Consider the following 19550-nt stretch of genomic DNA (forward strand, 5'->3'; position numbering starts at 1 on the left):
AGGAAAACCGGAGGCAGTATGAGTTATCGAACAGATGAAATCGCTGACGTGCAGCAGGCGCAGCAGGGGCAACCCGCGGCGAGCGCGCAGGCCTCATCACGCAGCACCGCCGGCTATCGCGCGCTCGATGCCGCGCACCACATTCATCCATTCTCGGATATGGGCGCGCTCAATCGCAGCGGCAGCCGCGTGATCGTGAAAGCCCACGGCGTGTACCTGTGGGATTCCGACGGCAACAAAGTGATCGACGGCATGGCCGGCCTGTGGTGCGTCAACGTCGGATATGGGCGCAAGGAACTGGCCGATGCCGCGTATCGACAGATACAGGAGCTGCCTTACTACAACACGTTCTTCAAGACCACGCATCCGCCGGTGATCGAGTTGTCGGCTCTGCTCGCGGAACTCGCGCCCGAACGTTTCAACCACTTTTTCTATTGCAATAGCGGTTCGGAGGGCAATGACACCGTGCTGCGCATCGTCCATCGATATTGGGCGACGCAAGACAGGCCCGCGAAAAAAGTCGTCATTGCGCGCAGGAACGGCTATCACGGCTCGACGATTGCCGGCGGCACACTCGGCGGCATGGGTTATATGCATGAGCAGATGCCGTCTAAAGTCGAGAACATCGTGCATATCGATCAACCCTATTTCTTCGGCGAAGCTGAAAGCGATCAGACGCCCGAAGCATTCGCGCTGGCGCGAGCGCAACAACTCGAAGCGAAAATTCTCGAAATCGGCGCGGACAATGTGGCTGCGTTTATCGGTGAGCCTTTCCAGGGCGCGGGCGGCGTGATCTTTCCGGCGCCCACGTATTGGCCGGAAATTCAACGCATCTGCCGCAAGTACGACATTCTGCTCGTCGCGGATGAAGTGATCGGCGGCTTTGGCCGCACGGGCGAATGGTTCGCTCACCAGCACTTCGGCTTCGAGCCCGATCTGATCACACTCGCCAAAGGACTCACGAGCGGTTATGTGCCGATGGGTGCAGTCGGCCTGAGTGAGCGCATCGCACGCGCCATTATCGAAAACGGCGAGTTCAATCACGGCCTCACCTATTCGGGGCATCCTGTCGCGGCCGCCGTCGCCGTGGCGAACCTGAAGGTGCTGCGCGACGAAAAGATCGTCGAGCGCGTCAAGACCGACACGGGCCCTTACTTCCAGAAGACACTGCGCGACACGTTCGCCAATCATCCGATTATCGGCGAGATTGCCGGCGCGGGGCTCGTGGCCGGATTGCAACTCGCGGAGCAACCTGCATCGCGCAAGCGCTTTGCCAATGGCGGCGACGTGGGCGCGTTATGCCGCGACTTCTGCTTCAACAGCAATCTGATCATGCGCGCAAGCGCAGACCGGATGCTGCTCTCGCCGCCGCTCGTGATCAACAAGGCGGAAATCGACGAGATCGTGTCGAAGGCGAAACAGGCGATCGACGCAACCGCACGGCAACTCGGTATGGCGTAGAGACGGCCCGTTCCGGCATGAGCGTGTCTGTTCGCGGCTCGCGCTCATGCCGCCTTCTCGCTACGGGTTCTTCATTTCTCAAGCCCGGACTCATCGCGACGCTTCGTTTTTTTCGAACCTTTACTTCCAGATTAGCCTGTTTATTCGATCGAACACTTCCCGCAGACTGGGCGCATCTTCACTACGGACATCGTCCGCGAAAGGAGCCGGCCATGCGAACTTATCCGCGTAACAGCCCTCAAGCCGCAGCACGTATCGTCGCGCTTGCCCTCACTTCGGACGGTCATGTATGCAGTTCGGAAGAGCGTGTGCTGGACAAATTGAACATCGCCGGAGAACTCGGCCTCGCGCCGTCGCAATTCGAGCAGATCGTGCAGACGCTCTGCGAAGACCGTTCGATCGCACAGTTGTCGTCCGCGCCGCCGATGGGGCATCTCGACGCTGCGTTGCTCAACACGTTGATCGACGAAATCGACGACCCCGCGTTGCGCCGCAAGGTCATGCGCCTGTGCGTGGCGGTCGCCGTCGCGGACGATCATCTGGCAGACGGCGAAATCGCGCTGCTCGCCGCCGTGTTCAACGCATGGGGACACAACCTGAAACCGGCTGCGAGCCGCCACGGCGTGCCCTCGCATGTCACGCGCGGTTACGAGCGGGCCGCGGCCACCACCTGAGACGCCAGCGCGTGATGCTGCCCGCGCCGCGAACGGATGGCGTGAATCTCTTCGATGACGCCATCCGCGCGGCCGAGCCAGCGCAAGCCGCGCAGCAGCGACAGGTCTTCTGCGCCGAGTTCCGCGAGCGGGAACACGCCGAGGCCGCGCGCCGCAAATACGGCCATGAGCGCGCTGTCCTCGAATTCGCCGACGATGCGCGGCCGGATGCCCATCGACTCGAACCACCGGTCAAGCCGCGCGCGCAACGCGGCGTGGCGAGTGGGCAGCAGCACGGGCAACTCGGCGAGACACTGCGGGAAGCCCACGCGCGCGGCTTTGCGCACGATCGCCGTGGGACCGTACCAGTCCACCGGCGCGCCGACGAGCCGCTGGCTCAGCACACGCAAGTCGGAATTGTTGGGCGCGGGCTGGCAAGCCAGTACGAGATCGAGCTGATGCAGCGCGAGTTCGGACAACAACTGCGCGTGCTCGCCCTCGTGGCACAAGAGTCTGAGCGACGCAGTGCCGAGCACGGGCGCAAGGAGCGCGTGCGCCGCGAGCTTTGAAATGCCATCGGAAAGACCCACCGCAAGCCGCGTCACCGCGCCCTCTTCTGCCTCGCGCATGTCGTCGAGCAGCGCCTCGCCGAGCTGAAAAATCTGCTCCGCGCGGCTGAACGCGGTCTCGCCGGCATCCGTCATCGTGACGCCGCGCCCGGCAGGCTTCAGCAATTGGCGCCCGATGGATTTTTCCAGTTCACGCACTTGCGCGCTGATGGTCTGGACGGCCATGTCGAGCCGCTCGGCCGCGCGCGCAAAGCCGCCTTCCTTCACGACGATCCAGAAATAGTACAGATGACGGTAGTTGAGCATGGTGCGATCAGCCGATTAATACTATTGACACTTCGAAAAAAGCGATTGATTGCTCAGCTTAACACTGGTTTATCCGATTCGTCCGAACAGCGATCATCCTTGCATCGCACCGCTACTTCCCTTCATTCGCCGACGAAAACCACATGGACACCCTGCTCACACTCGCTGCCGACCCCGCCGCCTGGGTTGCGCTCCTCACGCTGGTCGTGATGGAAATCGTGCTCGGCATCGACAACCTGATCTTTATTTCGCTTCTCAGCAACAAGCTGCCTGAAGCGCAACGCGCCCGCACGCAGCGTCTTGGCATCATGCTCGCGCTGGTGTTGCGGCTCGGTTTGCTCGGCACTGTCGCTTGGATCGCGCAGTTGACCGCGCCCGCCGTCTTGCTGTTCGGCCATGCTTTTTCGTGGCGCGATCTGATTCTGCTCGGGGGCGGTCTTTTCCTCGTGTGGAAGGCGACGCGCGAAATGCATCATCACGTGATGCAGAAGGAAGAAGCGCGCAGCGCCGCGAGCAGTACGGTGCAATTGACCGTGGCGGGTGCGATCGGCCAGATCCTGCTGCTCGATATCGTGTTCTCGGTTGACAGCATCATCACCGCGGTCGGCATGACCGATCACATGCCGATCATGTTCCTCGCGGTGATCAGTGCGGTCATGGCGATGCTGTTCGCTGCAGGTCCGCTGTCGCGCTTCATCGATCGCAATCCGACGATTGTGACGCTCGCGTTGAGCTTTCTGCTCGTGATCGGCATGACGCTGATTGCGGAGGGTTTCGGCACGCATGTGCCAAAGGCCTACATCTACGTGGCCATGGCTTTTTCGGCGTTCGTCGAGGCGGTGAACATGCTCGTGCGTCGCTCGAAGTCGACGCACGCGGCGAGTGCCGGACAATAACCGGCATCGCCCGAGAGCCGGCAAACTTCGCCGCTTGGTCTACGCGTCGCGCTCGCGCCGCGTGGCAAGCGGCTCAGCCACGCTGAAGAGCAACAGCAGGCACAGCAACGAGGTGCCGACCATATACAGAAACACGCTCGTCCAACTGAATTTGTCGAGCAGAATGCCCACGACGAGCGGCGCGCACGCGCCGCCGATCTGCCCCACGCAATTCACAATGCCGAAGGCCATCGGATAGGTGGACTTGGTGGCGAGTCCCATCGGATACGCGGAATATCCCGCGAAACCAATGCCGAGCATGAGGCCCGCGAGCATCAGCGTGACACCGAGATACGCGACGCTGTTCGGCGCGTCGATGAGCAGCATCATCATCAGCATGGTGCCGAGCGCGCCCAGCAGCATCATCGGCTTTCTGCGGCCGGCGAGCAGCCTGTCGGAGATGAGACCGCCGAGCAGATTGCCGGCCACCGCACCGATGAAGGGCGCCGACGCGAGAAAACCCATTTTTACCGAGGCAAAACCCTTGACCGTGACCAGATAGGTCGGCATCCACGACATGAAGATATTGCTGATGCCGATCATGCAACCGTAGCCGATGGCAATGCCCAGAATGTTCCAGGAGCCGAACACCTGGCGAATCGTCTCGAGTGGCGCAACGCGTTTCGTGCGATTGATCGTATCCAGATACGGAATGCGGGTCACCTCAGTGCGGCGCTCCGCTTGCGCGCGGTTGGCGTGCTCGGGTGCGTCGTCGGCGATATAGCGCCGCTCGGCTTCGGAACAGAAGCGGTTTTCCTGAGGCGAATTCGTGACCAGCAGCATCCACACGACGGCGAACAGAATGCCCGGTATCGCGAAGACATAAAAGATCTCGCGCCATCCCCACAACTGGATCACGACGATGCACACCGAAGGCACGATCAAAGGTCCGAGCTTCGACGCGGCGATCCACAGCCCGGTCGCCGTGCCCTTCTCTTTCGCGGGAAACCAGCGGTTGATCACGTTCGTGCAGCCGATGCCGAGCGGCCCTTCGGACAAGCCGAGACCGACGCGATACGCCTGCAGCAGAAACACGGAAGACGTCGTGCCCATCAGCCCCGTGAATACCGAAGTGAGCAGCATGAAGATGGAAAACAGAAAGCCCGTGGTCTTCTCGCCAAGCCGCTTGTAAAGCAGGCCGACCGGAATCTGCACAAAGCCATACGCAAACGAAAACAGGCTCACGATCAGTCCCGCCTGCGTATTCGTAATGGCGTATTCCTTCTTCAGATATGGCAACGCAATGCCGAAGTTGGCCCGGTCCGCGCAGGCAATCGCCCAGATACAGAATATGAGCCCCATCACGATCCAGCGGTGGCCCGTGCGTTTCTGCACGATCGGCTCGACTTTTGAGGCCGCGACTACACCCTCGACATTGTTCATAACGAATCCCTCGCGACGATCCGAAGGGATAGTGGTGTAACGCGGCACGATCTCACGTTATGTCTCCGTGTTGAAATGTATTGTTCCCTTCTCTCTTGAGAAGTGGTGAAGGCATGCTCCTTCAGGGTTCCGATTCTGGCGACCGTGCCCTATACCGTCCAATCTTTTCTCGCTATTACCTGATGCCTGGATTGAATCGATAAGCCACGCGCCGCGCCGTCTTCGATCCGTGGATCAACTGATAGCGTTTTGGGATTGGACGCAGCAGACGAAACACGCCATGATCCGCCGGCATCGCGACCGGATGTCGTGCGCCGCTCAGAGCGCCGCTCCCGTCGCCCACGACAACATGGAGCGCCCGAATGAAACCGAACATTCTGCAATTGAACCCGATCCTGATTCCCGCCATCAACGAGACGCTCGCCTCGCTCTATACGGTGCATCGCCTCTTCGAACAAAGCGATAAGGATGCGTATATCCGCGAGCACGGCGCGTCGATCAGCGGCGTGATCACGGGCGGACACACGGGTATTTCCAATGATCTGGTTCAACGCCTGCCCGCATTGAAAGTGATCGCGGTCAACGGCGTGGGCACCGATGCGGTGGATCTGGAATTCGCGCGCGCGCGCGGCATTCCCGTCACGGCGACATTCGGCGCCTTGACCGAAGACGTGGCCGACCTCGCCATCGGTTTGATGCTGGCCGTGTGCCGCGAAATTTGCGCGGGCAACGAGTTCGTCAAATCGGGCAACTGGCAGAAGAACCCGCATCCGGGCGCGTTGCCGCTGTCGCGCCGTCTGAGCGGAAAGCGTGTCGGCATCGTCGGCATGGGCAAAGTTGGGCGCGCGATTGCTCAGCGCGCGAGCGCGTTCGACTGCCCGATCACGTACACGGATTTGCGCCGCATGGACGACGTGCCTCACGCGTTCGTCGCGGATCTGCTGTCGCTCGCGCGCGGCTGCGACCTGCTGGTGCTAGCCGCCGCCGCCGACAAGGCGCAAGGCATCGTGAATGCCGCCGTGCTCGACGCGTTGGGCAGGAACGGCTATCTGATCAACGTGGCGCGCGGCAAGCTCGTGGTGGAAAGCGATCTGGTGGACGCGTTGAAGGGCGGCGTGATCGCCGGCGCGGGCCTCGACGTGTTCGTCGACGAACCGAACGTGCCGTCCGCGCTGTTCGAGATGGATCGCGTCGTTCTGCAGGCGCATCGCGCGAGCGCCACGGTGGAATCGCGCACGGCAATGGGCGAAATGGTGCTGGCGAGCCTCGCGGCGGCGCTCGCCGGCCAACGTCCCGAAGGGAGCCTGACCACCTGAGGCGGCGCACTTCGCCGCATGTCCGGATCGAGCGCGCGCACCCGCACCTATAATGACCGCCGACTCCCCCATTCATGTCGATACAAGAATGCTCGATCTCGGACAAGTGCGTTGCTTCGTCGCCGCCGCGACAGAATTGAATTTCAGACGCGCTGCCGCGTTGCTGCACATGACGCAGCCGCCGTTGAGCAGACAGATCCAGTTGCTCGAAGACAACCTCGGTGTGAAGCTTTTCGAGCGCGTTGGGCGCACCGTGAAGTTGACGACGGAAGGCCGCGTGTTTCTCGCGGACGCCACGCGTCTGCTCAATCTCGCGGAACAGGCCGAGAGCACCGTGCGTCGCGCGAGCAAAGGCAAGACGGGACGCGTGCGGCTCGGCTTCACGGGCGCGGCCGGCTACGAGCTGATTCCCGAACTGCTGGTGGCCGCCGCCGATGTCCTGCCCGAGATCGACGTGGTGCTGCTCGAACTCGTCTCGGCCGCGCAGATCGAGGCCTTCGCCGCGAATACGATCGACATCGGCTTTCTGCGGCCCCTGCCGTCACGGCAAAAACTGGAGTTTCTTCTCGTCGATGAAGAGCCGTTGATCGTTGCGCTTCCGCAGCACCATACGTTGTGCCGCTTCGAGCAGATCGAGTTGAAGCAACTCGACGGCCAGCCGTTCATCATGCATTCGCCCGCGCAAGGCAAGTACTTTCATGACCGCATCATGGGCATGCTGGCCACTGAAGGCGTGAACCTGAACATCGCGCAATACATCGACCAGACGCCCACAATTCTGTCGCTGGTTCGCGCGGGGCTCGGTCTTGCGATTCTGCCGGCCTCGGCGCAACGGTTTCATTACGACAATGTCGAGTTCCGCTTCATCGCGCGCAACTCGCTTCAGGCAGAAATGAGCATGGCGTGGCGGGCGGATCAGGATAATCCGGCCGTCAACGCATTCCGTCTGATGGCGGCCGGGCACTTCGCGAACAAGGCGCGACGCTTGACAGGAGCTTGATCGGCGGCTGGAACGAAGGTGTTAGCGGCTTCGCTCCAGGCGATCGTTGGGTCGCGCCAATACGTCACGCCCCTGCGTCACGCCAATACGTCACGCCATTATGCGCGGCGATGCCGCAGAGCAGAACCGTTCATTTGCCTTCAGTTCGTCGACGAAAACGGGCGGCGCCGGAGCCAGCAGCCGGCGCGTGCCGTCCGAGGGCGTATAGAGCACGCCGCCATTCTCCGCGACAACACGCGCAAAAAAGTCGAGGCGCGGACAGACGGCGAGCAGGTCGTCCATCTCCCGGCCGCTCACGAGAATCGCCTGGCGTCCTGAGGCACGCAGGCGTTCGAGTGCGTCCCAGGTGGCATCGGCCACGTGTCCATCCGATGCAAGGGTGTTGTCGTAGTCGCTCGCAAGGGCAAAAAATCGCATGGAAGCACTCCGTGACTCGCGTCGGGTTCTCGTGGGGGCGAGGACCCCTGGGCGATGCGCATGGACAGCTCCCGTCGGACAACTCATCTCATGCGTAGCACGCCCTCATGCGTAGCGCGCCGCATCGTGCATGCCCGGCGCAACGGTGTAGCGTCGGAGCCGCCGCCGGAGTTTCCGCCGGTGGAAAAATGTACAGGCCGGCGGTGAAAATTGCCCGTTGCAGGGCGCGCGTTGCAGGGTGCCCGCTGCACGCGCCCGTTGCACGCGCCCACTTTCTCAGGCGCGCCATCGCATTGCCGCGCGCCTCGCTATCGGATCGGGCCGGCGTAGCCGTCGGCGTGCGCCTCGGACTGCGCTTGTCCGGGTTGCTCGACATGCTCATCGATCCAGGCCATCGCGCGCTCGCGGGCGAATTCAATGGCCTCGTGTTCGTCGACGAAATCGCGATGAAACTCCATGTCGTGCGTGTCGTCGATCGAACTGACGCTGTCGGACGTGACTTCGATCCTCGCTTGCGCGACGATCTTGCCGTTCTCGATCCCGGCTGTGATGTAAACGGTGCATCCTCCATACTCGAAGTCCATTGTGATCTCCTCTGCTCCTGTTGGTGGTCGCCTGCTGGCCGCTTGATTGGCCGCTTGATTAGCAGCTTGATTGGCCGCTCATCAGGCCGGTCTCTGCCCCTGCGCGCCCTCTTCGCCGATGGCTTCGGCCGCGCGCCGTCCCTTCCCCGACTGCTCGACCGGCTCCGGCGGCACGGCGTCGCCCGCCGCGCCCTCGGCCTCGATCTGAGCCTGCGCGCGCGACCAGTAAGCGTCCGCGCGTCCTTCGGGCGAGCCGTCGCTTTCCCACAGCTCATACGCGCGCTTGCGAATCCGGTCTTCCACAGTGGGTTCACCCGGCAGGCCGTCCATGGCAACCTCCAAACGTTTGTAGTCAGTCGAAAATGCGCCGGCCGGCATCGCCGCCGCGCCCGTGTGACGAGCAAGCGATGTTCCATCCGGCGCGCGCGACGCATGCGCGAACCCGCCGCTTTCGTCTGCGAGGGCGAGACGCGCCTTGTTATAATTCTTTCAGCCGTGCTGATTCAAACATCACGCCTCTTACACAACGCCATGCTCATATCCGCTGCTGGAGTGCCATGCTGAAACCCGATCGCCTACGCGCCCTCGCCGATGCATTGGCGAGGCAAAACGTGATGCACCTGCGCGACGCCGCTGCCTTGCTGGGCGTATCGGAAATGACCGTGCGTCGCGACATCGCAGCCAGTTCGGATCGCTTCACGTATCTCGGCGGCTATATCGTCAACGCGACCGATCTGCCGAATCACGCCGGTTATTCACTCGAACAGCACACGGACCACTTCGCGCAGGCGAAGGCGGAGGCGTCGGCCATCGCGGCGGGGCTCATCGGCGACAACGAAACGCTTTTCATCGATTGCGGCACGACGCTCGGCACGCTCGCGCGTCTGATTCCGGCCGAATTGCAGGTCACGGTGGTGTGTTATTCGCTGAACGTCGCGGAGGTTTTGCGGCGCAAGCCGAATGTGCGAATGATTCTGCTCGGCGGCGTGTATGTGCCTTCGTCGGATTCGTTCGCGGGCGAGGAAAGCCTCGATATGCTGCGCCGCATGGGCATCAACAAGGCATTCATTTCGGCGGGCGGCGTGGACCCCGCGCGCGGCGTCACGTGCTGGAATTTTCACGAAGTCGCGTTGAAGCAGGCGGCAATGGCGAATGCCGTCGAACGGCATCTGGTGGTCGACACGAGCAAGTTCGGCGTGGTGAAGGCCGTGCGTTTCTCGCAGATCGACGACTTCGACTCGATCATCACCGAAACCGGTCAGCAGCATCGCCAGCGCAAGTAAGCGCGGCTTTCGGCACGCACGGCCTCGCGAGGCCGCCAAACTTGCGGCATTGGCCGCGCGAATCTCCGGCTTTGGCCGCGTTTGGGCGCGGCACAGGGCAAAATACGGGTTTTGCGCCGCGCACGGCGCGGTCATACCGCCATGCGGCGATTCGCCCGGCGCTGACACGCCGGCCATTGCGGCACATGCATCGCGACAATCCCGGTTGCGGCCGCGCCGACTGCCTGTGGTGCGCGCAACCCCGAATACAGGACGGCTCGTCCTTCAACAGAGCCTCTCAGGAGCATTTATGACAGATTCGAACCCGTCTTTTCTCGGCAGGATTTCCCTGGCCGTCAGCACGTTTTTCCGCATCCTCGGCGATGGCCAGTTTGCCGCCGACGTGCTGCGCGTGCGCGAGGGCGGCCTTGCCGCCGCGCCCGCGCAGGCACAAGCACCCGCGCCGGCTCCGGCTCCGGCGCCGGCACCCGCGCCCACGCTGAAGGAAGCCAGCCCGGACGCCGCGCTGCAACTGCTTGGCCTGCTGCAACGCGACGCGCGCTTTATCGATTTCGTCGAGGAAGACATCAAGCATTTCAGCGACGCCGACATCGGCGCCGCCGCGCGCCTCGTGCACGAGGGCTGCCGCGCGACGCTGCGCGAGCACTTCACGATCCGTCCGGTGCGCGACGAAGCCGAAGGCAGCCGCGTCACACTGCAAGAAGGTTTCGACGCGAGCGCGGTGCGCTTGACCGGCAATGTGATCGGCAAGGCGCCGTTTAGCGGCAGCATCAGCCACCGCGGCTGGCGGGTCGACGAAGTGCGTCTGCCGAAACTCGCGCAGAGCCACAACGCGAAGGTGATCGCGCCCGCCGAGGTGGAACTATGAGCGCGCGCTACTCCATCGGTATCGATCTGGGCACCACGCACTGCGCGCTTTCCTACGTCGACACGAGCACGAGCGACGGTGAAAAAACCACGCAAGCGGTCTTGCCCATCGCGCAGCTCACGGGGCCCGGCGCCATCGGCGACCTCGATCTGCTGCCGTCGTTCCTGTATCTGCCGCATCCGGACGAACTGAGTTCAGGCGACCTCTATTTGCCGTGGACCGGCCAGCGCGAGTTCGCGGTCGGCGAATTCGCGCGCAGCCGCGGCGCGGCGACGCCGATCCGTTTGATCTCCAGCGCAAAGAGCTGGCTGTGCCATCCGGGCGTCGATCGCCGCGCCGCAATTCTGCCGAGCGATGCGCCGCCCGAAGTCGCGCGCGTGTCGCCGCTCGAAAGCTCGGTGCGCTATCTGACGCATTTGCGCGAGGCGTGGGATCACGCGCATCCGGACGCGCCGTTCGCCGAGCAGGACATCACGGTGACGATTCCCGCCTCGTTCGATCCAGCCGCGCGCGAGTTGACCGCTGAAGCCGCCGAGGCCGCCGGTTACGGCCGCATGACGCTGCTCGAAGAGCCGCAAGCCGCGCTCTACAGCTGGATTCAGAAAAGCGCGGGCCAGTGGCGCAAGCAGGTCAAGGTCGGCGACATCATCCTCGTGGTGGATGTGGGCGGCGGCACGACCGACCTCTCGCTGATCGCCGTGATCGAGCGCGAGGGCAATCTCGAACTGCATCGTGTCGCGGTCGGCGAACACATCCTGCTCGGCGGCGACAACATGGACCTCGCGCTCGCGCACGTGGTCGCGCGCAAGCTCGCGGCGCAAGGCACGCAGGCCGACGCGTGGCAGTTGCGCGCCCTCACCTATGCGTGCCGCTCGGCCAAGGAAACGCTGCTCGCCGACCCGGCGACGGACACGGTGGCGCTCGTCGTGCCGAGCCGCGGCTCGAAGCTGATCGGCGGATCGATCCGCACCGAACTCACGCGCGCCGAGCTGACGCAAACCATCCTCGAAGGCTTTTTCCCGCAGGTGGATAGCGCGGCGCGTCCGGTCTCCCGCGCGCGCGCCGGCCTCACGCAACTCGGCCTGCCGTATGCGCAGGACGCGGGCATCACGCGGCATCTGGCGGCGTTCCTCGGCCGTCAGGTGGGCGCGCTCGCCGAACTCCAAGGTCTGGGCGATCTCGCCGCGCCGCCGGGCGCGAGTTTCCTGCATCCCACGGCGGTGCTCTTTAACGGCGGCGTGTTCAAGTCGCCGCTGCTGGTCGAGCGGATCATGGGCACGTTGAATGGCTGGCTGGCGGCCGAAGGCGCGGCGTCCGCGCGGCTGCTCGAAGGCGCCGATCTCGATCTCGCCGTTGCGCGCGGCGCCGCCTATTACGGCTACGTGCGACGCGGCCAGGGCGTGCGGATTCGCGGCGGCACCGCGCGGGCTTACTACATCGCAATCGAGTCGGCGATGCCCGCCGTGCCCGGCATGGAACCGCCCATTCAGGCGCTATGCGTCGCGCCGTTCGGCATGGAGGAAGGCACCGAGGCCGAGTTGCCCGCGCAGGAGTTCGGGCTGGTCGTCGGCGAACCGGTGCATTTCCGCTTTTTCGGCTCGTCGGTGCGTCGTCAGGATCAGGTCGGCTCGCTGCTCGATTTCTGGAGTCCCGACGAGTTGCAGGAACTGGAGGAAATCCAGGCCACATTGCCCGCGTCGGGCCGCACGGCCGGTGAAGTCGTGCCGGTCAAGCTGCACGCGCGCGTGACGGAAGCCGGCACGCTCGAACTCGAAGCCATGCCACGCGGCACCGACGAGCGCTGGAAAGTCGAATTCGACGTGCGCGGCAACGCCAATGCATGAGTGACATGAAGCGGTACAGCGTCGGCATCGACCTCGGCACGAGCAACACGGTGCTCGCGTATGCGTGGGCCGGGTCGCAGGAGATTCGCGTGTTCGAGATCGAACAGCTCGTGAGTCCCGGCGAGGTCGCCGCGCAGCCGCTTCTGCCCTCGGTGCGCTATCACGCCGCTGCCGGCGAGTTGAGCGCGGGCGATCTGCAATTGCCATGGAGCGCGAATCCGGGCGCCGCGTCTTCGCCGAATCGCGGCCGCGACAGCGACAGCGACAGCGAGCCGGCCGTGATCGGCCGGCTCGCGCGCGTTCTCGGTGCTCAGGTGCCCGGTCGGCTCGTGACGAGCGCGAAAAGCTGGCTCTCGCATTCGTCGGTGGATCGCGTTGCGCCGATCCTGCCGTGGGGCGCCGCCGAGGGCGTCCACAAAGTCTCACCGGTCGAGGCCAGCGCGAGCTATCTCGCGCACGTGCGCGCGGCGTGGAACCAGCGCTTTCCTGACGCGCCGCTCGAACGCCAGGACGTGGTGCTCACGGTTCCCGCCTCGTTCGACGAAGGCGCGCGAGCGCTGACCGTCGAAGCGGCGTGCATGGCCGGCCTGCCCGCGTTGCGGCTGCTCGAAGAACCGCAAGCGGCGTTTTACGACTGGCTGTTTCATCATCGCGAGCGGCTGGTGGATGAGCTTGCGCACACGCGCCTCGTGCTGATCTGCGACGTGGGCGGCGGCACCACCGACCTCACGCTGATCGAAGTGAGCCTGGCAAGCGGCGAGCCGCAACTCACACGCATCGGCGTGGGCAACCATCTGATGCTCGGCGGCGACAACATGGATCTCGCGCTCGCGCATCGGGTCGAAGCGCGGCTGTCGGGCGGCGGCGAGCGCGCGCGGTTGTCGGCGGCGAGTCTTTCGCAACTGGTCGAGCGCTGCCGCGCCGCGAAGGAGCAACTGCTCGGGCCGCAAGCGCCCGACTCGGCGTCGATCACGCTGCTCGGCGCGGGCTCGAAGCTGGTCGGCGGCGCGCGCACCGCGCAGGTCACGCGCGAGGAAGTCGAGCAGGCGATCGTCGACGGCTTCTTTCCGGCGGTGAAGCCGCATGAGCGGCCCGGACGGCCGCGCGGCGCAATCGTCGAATTCGGCTTGCCGTATGCCACCGATGCCGCGGTCACGCGTCATATCGCGGCGTTTTTGAGCCGTTTCGACGCGCAGTCGCGCAAGGCGCTCGGGTGGGAGGCCCGCCATGACCAGGATGACAACGCCGCCGCTCGCCTCGACACGACCGCCGCAACCGCCGAACCCGCACCGCTGCCTGTTCCCGACACCCTGCTGCTGAACGGCGGCGTGTTCCGCGCGCAAGCCTTGACGGAGCGCCTCGCGAACACGCTCGGCGCGTGGCGCGGCGAGCCGCTCAATGTGCTGCACAACGACAACCCCGACGTCGCGGTCGCGCGCGGCGCGGTCGCGTACAGCCTCGCGCGTGCGGGCGGCGCGCCGAAAATCGGCGGCGGTTCGCCGCGCAGCTACTTTCTCGTCCTCGACGAAAGCGCCGGCGCTGCGCGAAACGCGGACGACAAGGAAGCCACGCCGCGCGGCATCTGCCTGCTGCCGCGCGGCACCGAGGAAGGCCGCGAAATCCTGATCGCCGATCGCACCTTCGCGTTGCGCCTCGGGCATCCGGTGCGCTTTCACCTGGTGTCGTCGAGCGCGGACACGGTATATGCGCCGGGCGAACTGACCGAACTTGCTGCCGGCGACTTCGTGCGCCTGCCGCCCATCGCGACGATCGTCGAACCGCGCGGCGCGAGCCACGCGCGCGAAACCGCGGTGCGGATCGCGACGTCTCTGACCGAAGTCGGCACGCTCGAAGTGCACTGCATCGACCGGGACAATCCCGGCCTGCGCTGGCTGCTCGAATTCCAGCTACGCCGTGAGGACACGCAAGCAAGCCTCGCGGACGATGCCGGGCAGGCACGGCATCCACGGCTCGATGAGGCCATCGAACAGATCGACCGCTGTTTCGGGTCGCGCTCGCAAAACGTCGATAAAAAGGAAGTCAAACGGCTGCGCGGCCAGCTCGAACATCTGCTCGGCCCGCGCGAAAGCTGGAATGGCGCGCTGCTGCGCGAGCTGTTCGGCGCGCTATGGGAACGCGCGCGCCGTCGGCGCCGCTCGGCGGATCATGAGCGGCTGTGGCTGAATCTCGCCGGCTATTGCGTGCGTCCGGGCTTCGGCTATCCGCTCGACGAATGGCGCGTCGAGCAACTCTGGTCGCTCTTCGACGACGGCATTCAGTACGTTCAGGAAAGCCAGGTCTGGTCCGAGTGGTGGACGCTCTGGCGCCGCGCCGCGGGCGGCCTCGACGAAAACGCGCAACTGCGCGTGCTCGATGCGATGGCGTATCTGCAAACGGCCGCGCAAGCGCGTCACAAACTGCCCTTCGACGTGGCGAAAACAGGCATCGCCGATATGGTTCGTTTGAGCGCGTCGCTGGAACGCATCCCTGTGGAGCGCAAGATCGAGCTGGGCGAGTCGGTGCTCGTGCGTTTGCAAAAACCTGGCGAGAATCATCAAGGCTGGTGGGCCGTGGGACGGATCGGCGCGCGCCGGCCGTTCTATGGCAGCGCGCACAGCGTGGTGCCGGCTGACATGGCGAGCCGCTGGCTCGAGGCCATTCTTGCGCTCGACTGGAAGAAGATCGATCCCGCCGCGTTCGCCGCGGTGCAGATTGCGCGCATGACCGGCGACCGTTCGCGCGACCTGCCCGACGAGATGCGCCACGCGGTGCTGCGCCGGCTTGAAGCAGCGAGCGCGCCGCGCGCGTGGATCACGATGGTGAGCGAAAACGTGGAACTCGATAACGCCGACGAAGGCCGCGTGTTCGGCGAGTCCTTGCCGGCGGGGTTGAAGCTGATTTCCAGCTAGCGACGCTGGAATAGTGACGCGGCTTAAGGGTGCCTAGCCGCGCTCAAGGCCGCTCGCCGCGCGCCAGCCGGGCGTCGATATCGTGCACGACCGGCATCAGAGCCGCCACGCTGTCAATCACATAATGCGCGCCCGCGGCTCGCAATCGCTGGATCGCAGCCTCGCGGCGGCGCGCGAAGTCATCGGGCGCGAGCGCCTTGACGTCGTCCTCGGCCATGCCGAACGCGTTGCCGCTCACCGCCACGCCGACCGCCCATGTGCCGCCGTTGATGCCCTCTTCTATGCCGACTTCCGTATCGTCGACCTTGATCGCGTCTTTCGCGCGCCACACGCCCAGCTCGGGCAAGGTCTTGTAGATCATGTAGGGCGACGGCCGCCCTTCCGGCGTGTCGCCGGTGCACACGATGCTGTCCGGCGAGAAGCCCTGCGCCGCCGCGCCCGGTACGATCTCGGCCATGATCTCGCGCGTATAGCCGGTCGTCGAGCCGATGCGGATGTCGTCGCGGCGCAAGGCGCTCGCTACGTCCGCGACGCCCGGAATCACCGAACTGCAGCTCGCGGCCACCGCGATGTTCTTCGGCACGAATACGTCGTACACGGCGTCGATGTCCGCTTCGCCCGGCGCCTGCCCATACTTGTCGGCCCATGCGCGCGACACGCGCGGCAGCGCCATCAGCGCCGCGATATGCGGGCGCTTGGCCATGCCCATCGGTCCGCGCGCTTCGTCGATGGTGATCGGTACGCCGAACTGCTCGAATGTTGCAACGAACGCGCCCATCGGTGCGAGAGAACCATAATCGACCACCGTGCCAGCCCAGTCGAAAATCACTGCCTTAACGTGTTTCATGCACTTCCAGTTGAGTGTTGCGGGTGTTGCGGGTGTTGCTTGTTACTGTTCGTGTTTTCATGCCGCCTCGGCGAGCACCTTGCGCTCCTCGATGGCCGCGGCGGGCGGCGCGGCGTGATCGACGCCCATGGTTCGCAACGACGCCGCGCATGCCTCGACGACGCGGCGCATCACCGGTTCGTCCACCTGACCGATGCAGCCGATGCGGAAACTGTCCACCACCGTCAGCTTGCCCGGATAGATGATGAAGCCCTGCTGCTTCATCAGTTCATAGAAGCGCTCGAATTCGAACGACGGATGCGCCGGCGAGAAAAACGTCACGATGATCGGCGAGCGCCAGCGCGCGCTCAGAAGCGGCTCGAAGCCGAGTTCATGCATGCCCGCGACCAGCACGTCGCGATTGTTCGCGTAACGCGCGAGGCGCGCCGGCTGGCCGCCTTCGAGCTTGTGCAGGCGCAGCGCCTCGATAAACGCCGCGACCGCGTGGGTGGGCGGCGTGAAGCGCCACTGCCCTGTGCGGTTCATCACGTCCCATTGATCGTGGACGTCGAGCGCGAGCGAATGACTGCGTCCGCGCGCCTCGTGCAACGCGCTCTTGCGCGCAATCACGAAGCCGAAGCCAGGCACGCCCTCGATGCATTTATTCGCCGACGACACGAACGCCTCGCAGGCGATCTCGCGCACGTCGAGCGGCACCGCGCCGAACGCGCTCATGGAATCGATCAACAGCTTGCGGCCTTTGGCGGCCGTTGCGGCCGCGATCTCTTCGAGCGGATTGAGAATGCCCGAACTGGTTTCGCAGTGCACCGCGACCACATGCGTGATGCTGGCGTCGGCGTCGAGCATGCGTTCGACTTCCGCGCCGCGCGGCGGCAGGTAATCGCCCTTGTCGAGCACCGTGTGCGCTCGGCCGAGATAGCGCAGCGTGGTCGCGATGCGCTTGCCGTATGCGCCGTTGGCCAGCACGAGCGCGTGGCCGTCGCGCGGAATAAGGCTGCCCAGCATCGCTTCGACGCAATAGCTGCCGCTGCCTTGCAGCGGCACGCAGTCGTAGTCGCCCGCCGTGTCGCCCGCGATGTCGAGCAGGCTGCCGCGCAATTGAGCGGTCATCGCGCGGAAATCGCCGTCCCACGAGCCCCAGTCGCGCAGCATCGCTTCCTTGGTCGCGAAGGCCGTGGTCAACGGCCCGGGCGTCAGCAGATACGGCTCGCCTTTGGCCGGCGCCGCGCACGTCGCGGCCTGTGCCGCCGTTGCCTGCACCGCGGAACTGCCCGTCGCGCTTTCCATGCGGAATCTCCGGTCTTGCTCGTTTCGACAATGCACAGACTACCGAAAAGTCGTTCATCGGTAAAATCGATATAATCGATGTTGATATCGTAAAAAGTTATAGATGACCGGAGGCTTACGTGCAATACGCGCAATTGCGGGCGTTTCATGCCGTCGCCGAACACGGCGGCTTTTCGCGAGCGGCGCAGGCGCTGTCGCTTTCGCAACCGGCGGTGTCGGATCACGTGCGGCGACTCGAACAGGATTACGGTGTGAAACTCTTTGAGCGCGGCCCGCGCGGCGTCGAGACCACCGAACTCGGGCTGCGTCTTTTCAGCGTGACGCGGCACATGCTCAGTTGCGAGCGCGACGCGCGGCAGTTGCTCGAATCGGCGGGCGGTCTGGAATCCGGCTCGCTGTCGCTCGCCGCGGACGCGCCCGATCTCGCCGTCGCGCTGATCGGCGCATTTCGCAAGCTGCATCCGGGCATCGTGGTGACGCTGTCCATCGCCAACGCGGCAGAGTGCATGCAGCGCGTGCTGTCCAGCGCGGTCGATGCAGCCATCACCGCCGCGCCGCAGGTTCACAGCCGGCTCGTATCGCGCGTGTTGCGGCGCGATCCGCTCGTCGCGATGGTGCCGGTGAGCTATCCCGTCGCGAAGAAACGCAAGCTGAGCTACCGCGAACTCGTGCAGCAGCCGATGATTTTTCGCGAGCCGCAATCGGTCACGCAGCAATTGCTCGAAATCGAACTGGTGCGCGAGTCGCTGCAAGTCGAGCCGGTCATGTATGTGGACGGCCGCGAAGCACTCGAAGAAGCGGTGGCTCAGGGAATGGGCGTCGGCGTGATCGCGCGCGCGGAGTTCAACCAGTCGCGGCGGATCAGGATGATTCCGCTGCACGATTGTCAGGTGCGGATGACCGAATCGCTGACACGGCTTACCGAGCGGCCGGGATCGAATCTGCTGGACGCGCTGTTTGCCGTTCAGTTGTCGATGGCCGAAACGATGAACGAAGAAACGAACGAGCCGATGAACGCGGCACAAGGATCGAGCTGAAAAATCACGTGAAAGTGAAAGCGCGAGCGGCACGGCTGCGCGCCGCTCGCGCTTTCACGTTTAACGCTTCACGCTTAATGCCTAACGCTTAACGCGATCCGCCGCTCGCGATCAGGCTTTCGCCGGTGAGCCAACGCGCATCGTCGGAGGCGAGGAACGCGACGACATCGGCGATATCGTCAGGCTGGCCGACGCGGCCCAGCGGCGTCGTGCTCACGGCCCACGATTCGAAGTCGGAGCCGATAATGCCCGCGCTGTGCGTGCCTTCGGTCGCGACCATACCCGGATTCACGGAATTCACGCGGATCTTGCGCGGGCCCAGCTCTTTCGCGAGCACGCCCGTGATGCCGTCCACCGCGCCCTTCGTCGCCGTATAGACCGCGCTTCCGGGCGGCGTGATGCGGCTCACCACCGAACTCACGTTGACGATGCTCGCGCCTTCGCCCAGATGCTTGACCGCCGCCTGCGTGGTCAGCAGCAGACCGAGCACGTTCACATTGAAATGCCGGTGGAAGTGCTCTTCGGTGATGTCCTCGATCGGCGCGAACTCGTACACGCCCGAGTTGTTGACCAGAATGTCGAGGCGGCCATACGTCTCCACCGCCGTGTCGACGATGCCTTTCGCGTCCGCGGCTTTCGATACGTCGCCCGCCACGGCGACCGCCTTGCCGCCGGCGGCGGTGATCGCGGCAACCACGTCGTCGGCGCCCGCCTTGCTCGACGCGTAGTTCACCACCACCGACGCGCCTTGCGCGGCCAACGCCTTCGCAATCGCGGCGCCAATGCCTTTCGACGCGCCCGTTACAACCGCAACCTTGCCTGTGAGCTTGCTCATGATCGTGTGTCCTTTA

The 19550-nt window shown here is 64.5% G+C and carries 17 protein-coding genes and 1 pseudogene; 10 read left to right on the forward strand and 8 right to left on the reverse strand.

The features are described 5' to 3' along the window. Positions 1-18 precede the first annotated feature (18 nt). Both VOM14_RS14970 and VOM14_RS14975 read left to right on the forward strand, forming a co-directional pair. A complete protein-coding gene (locus tag VOM14_RS14970; RefSeq protein WP_327629482.1) occupies positions 19-1461 on the forward strand; it encodes an aspartate aminotransferase family protein in 1443 nt (480 codons plus the stop codon). Between the two features lie 212 nt (positions 1462-1673). After that, positions 1674-2135, forward strand: coding sequence for a TerB family tellurite resistance protein (locus VOM14_RS14975; RefSeq protein WP_327629483.1), 462 nt, complete (start codon positions 1674-1676; stop codon positions 2133-2135). Here the strand turns inward: VOM14_RS14975 and VOM14_RS14980 are convergent. After that, positions 2108-2989, reverse strand: a complete 882-nt coding sequence (locus VOM14_RS14980) for a LysR family transcriptional regulator (protein WP_327629484.1) — start codon at positions 2987-2989, stop codon at positions 2108-2110. The two genes, VOM14_RS14975 and VOM14_RS14980, sit on opposite strands and share 28 nt — an antisense overlap. A gap of 143 nt (positions 2990-3132) precedes the next feature. Here VOM14_RS14980 and VOM14_RS14985 point away from each other — a divergent pair, with 143 nt between their 5' ends. Then, on the forward strand, positions 3133-3885 hold the full coding sequence (locus tag VOM14_RS14985) for a TerC family protein (protein WP_327629485.1): 753 nt from the start codon (positions 3133-3135) through the stop codon (positions 3883-3885). A gap of 39 nt (positions 3886-3924) precedes the next feature. Here the strand turns inward: VOM14_RS14985 and VOM14_RS14990 are convergent, their stop codons facing one another. Further along, on the reverse strand, positions 3925-5307 hold the full coding sequence (locus tag VOM14_RS14990) for an MFS transporter (protein WP_327629486.1): 1383 nt from the start codon (positions 5305-5307) through the stop codon (positions 3925-3927). A gap of 362 nt (positions 5308-5669) precedes the next feature. Here VOM14_RS14990 and VOM14_RS14995 point away from each other — a divergent pair, with 362 nt between their 5' ends. Together VOM14_RS14995 and VOM14_RS15000 are read left to right on the forward strand one after the other, a co-directional pair. Beyond that, positions 5670-6623, forward strand: a complete 954-nt coding sequence (locus VOM14_RS14995) for a 2-hydroxyacid dehydrogenase (RefSeq protein ID WP_327629488.1) — start codon at positions 5670-5672, stop codon at positions 6621-6623. Between the two features lie 88 nt (positions 6624-6711). Then, positions 6712-7623, forward strand: a complete 912-nt coding sequence (locus VOM14_RS15000) for a LysR family transcriptional regulator (RefSeq protein ID WP_327629489.1) — start codon at positions 6712-6714, stop codon at positions 7621-7623. A 135-nt stretch (positions 7624-7758) separates the two neighbouring features. Here VOM14_RS15000 and VOM14_RS15005 read toward each other — a convergent pair. The 3 genes and pseudogenes from VOM14_RS15005 to VOM14_RS15015 form a co-directional block, all read right to left on the reverse strand. Further along, positions 7759-8040, reverse strand: a pseudogene (locus tag VOM14_RS15005) (HAD family hydrolase); the annotation flags it as partial. Positions 8041-8348: 308 nt separating this feature from the next. Continuing rightward, on the reverse strand, positions 8349-8624 hold the full coding sequence (locus VOM14_RS15010) for a hypothetical protein (RefSeq protein ID WP_327629490.1): 276 nt from the start codon (positions 8622-8624) through the stop codon (positions 8349-8351). Between the two features lie 81 nt (positions 8625-8705). Beyond that, positions 8706-8954, reverse strand: a complete 249-nt coding sequence (locus VOM14_RS15015) for a DUF2934 domain-containing protein (protein WP_327629491.1) — start codon at positions 8952-8954, stop codon at positions 8706-8708. 227 nt (positions 8955-9181) lie between these two features. Here VOM14_RS15015 and VOM14_RS15020 point away from each other — a divergent pair, with 227 nt between their 5' ends. The 4 genes from VOM14_RS15020 (at position 9182) to VOM14_RS15035 (ending at position 15528) form a co-directional block, all read left to right on the forward strand. After that, complete coding sequence (locus VOM14_RS15020) at positions 9182-9907, forward strand: DeoR/GlpR family DNA-binding transcription regulator (protein WP_327629492.1); 726 nt, start codon at positions 9182-9184, stop codon at positions 9905-9907. Positions 9908-10196: 289 nt separating this feature from the next. Continuing rightward, positions 10197-10775 carry a DUF2760 domain-containing protein gene (locus tag VOM14_RS15025; protein WP_327629493.1) on the forward strand — a complete coding sequence of 193 codons (579 nt, stop codon included), beginning with the start codon at positions 10197-10199 and terminating at the stop codon, positions 10773-10775. Beyond that, positions 10772-12619 (forward strand): Hsp70 family protein, encoded by a 1848-nt coding sequence (locus tag VOM14_RS15030; RefSeq protein WP_327629494.1) that lies wholly within the window; start codon positions 10772-10774, stop codon positions 12617-12619. Before VOM14_RS15025 ends, VOM14_RS15030 begins: the two co-directional genes overlap by 4 nt. Further along, positions 12616-15528 carry an Hsp70 family protein gene (locus VOM14_RS15035; RefSeq protein ID WP_327629495.1) on the forward strand — a complete coding sequence of 971 codons (2913 nt, stop codon included), beginning with the start codon at positions 12616-12618 and terminating at the stop codon, positions 15526-15528. Before VOM14_RS15030 ends, VOM14_RS15035 begins: the two co-directional genes overlap by 4 nt. A gap of 43 nt (positions 15529-15571) precedes the next feature. Here VOM14_RS15035 and phnX read toward each other — a convergent pair whose 3' ends face one another. Together phnX and VOM14_RS15045 are read right to left on the reverse strand one after the other, a co-directional pair. Next, positions 15572-16375, reverse strand: coding sequence for a phosphonoacetaldehyde hydrolase (gene phnX, locus VOM14_RS15040; protein ID WP_327629496.1), 804 nt, complete (start codon positions 16373-16375; stop codon positions 15572-15574). Positions 16376-16432: 57 nt separating this feature from the next. Then, positions 16433-17662, reverse strand: coding sequence for a 2-aminoethylphosphonate--pyruvate transaminase (locus VOM14_RS15045; RefSeq protein ID WP_327629497.1), 1230 nt, complete (start codon positions 17660-17662; stop codon positions 16433-16435). 119 nt (positions 17663-17781) lie between these two features. On the opposite strand from VOM14_RS15045, the gene VOM14_RS15050 reads away from it, so the two are divergent. After that, positions 17782-18699: a LysR substrate-binding domain-containing protein gene (locus VOM14_RS15050; protein ID WP_327629498.1), complete on the forward strand. Its 918-nt coding sequence runs from the start codon at positions 17782-17784 to the stop codon at positions 18697-18699. An 88-nt stretch (positions 18700-18787) separates the two neighbouring features. On the opposite strand, the gene VOM14_RS15055 is transcribed toward VOM14_RS15050, so the two are convergent. Further along, positions 18788-19534: a glucose 1-dehydrogenase gene (locus VOM14_RS15055; protein ID WP_327629499.1), complete on the reverse strand. Its 747-nt coding sequence runs from the start codon at positions 19532-19534 to the stop codon at positions 18788-18790. Positions 19535-19550 lie beyond the last annotated feature (16 nt).

It is taken from the genome of Paraburkholderia sp. MPAMCS5, assembly GCF_036016995.1.
Classification (GTDB): Bacteria; Pseudomonadota; Gammaproteobacteria; order Burkholderiales; family Burkholderiaceae; genus Paraburkholderia.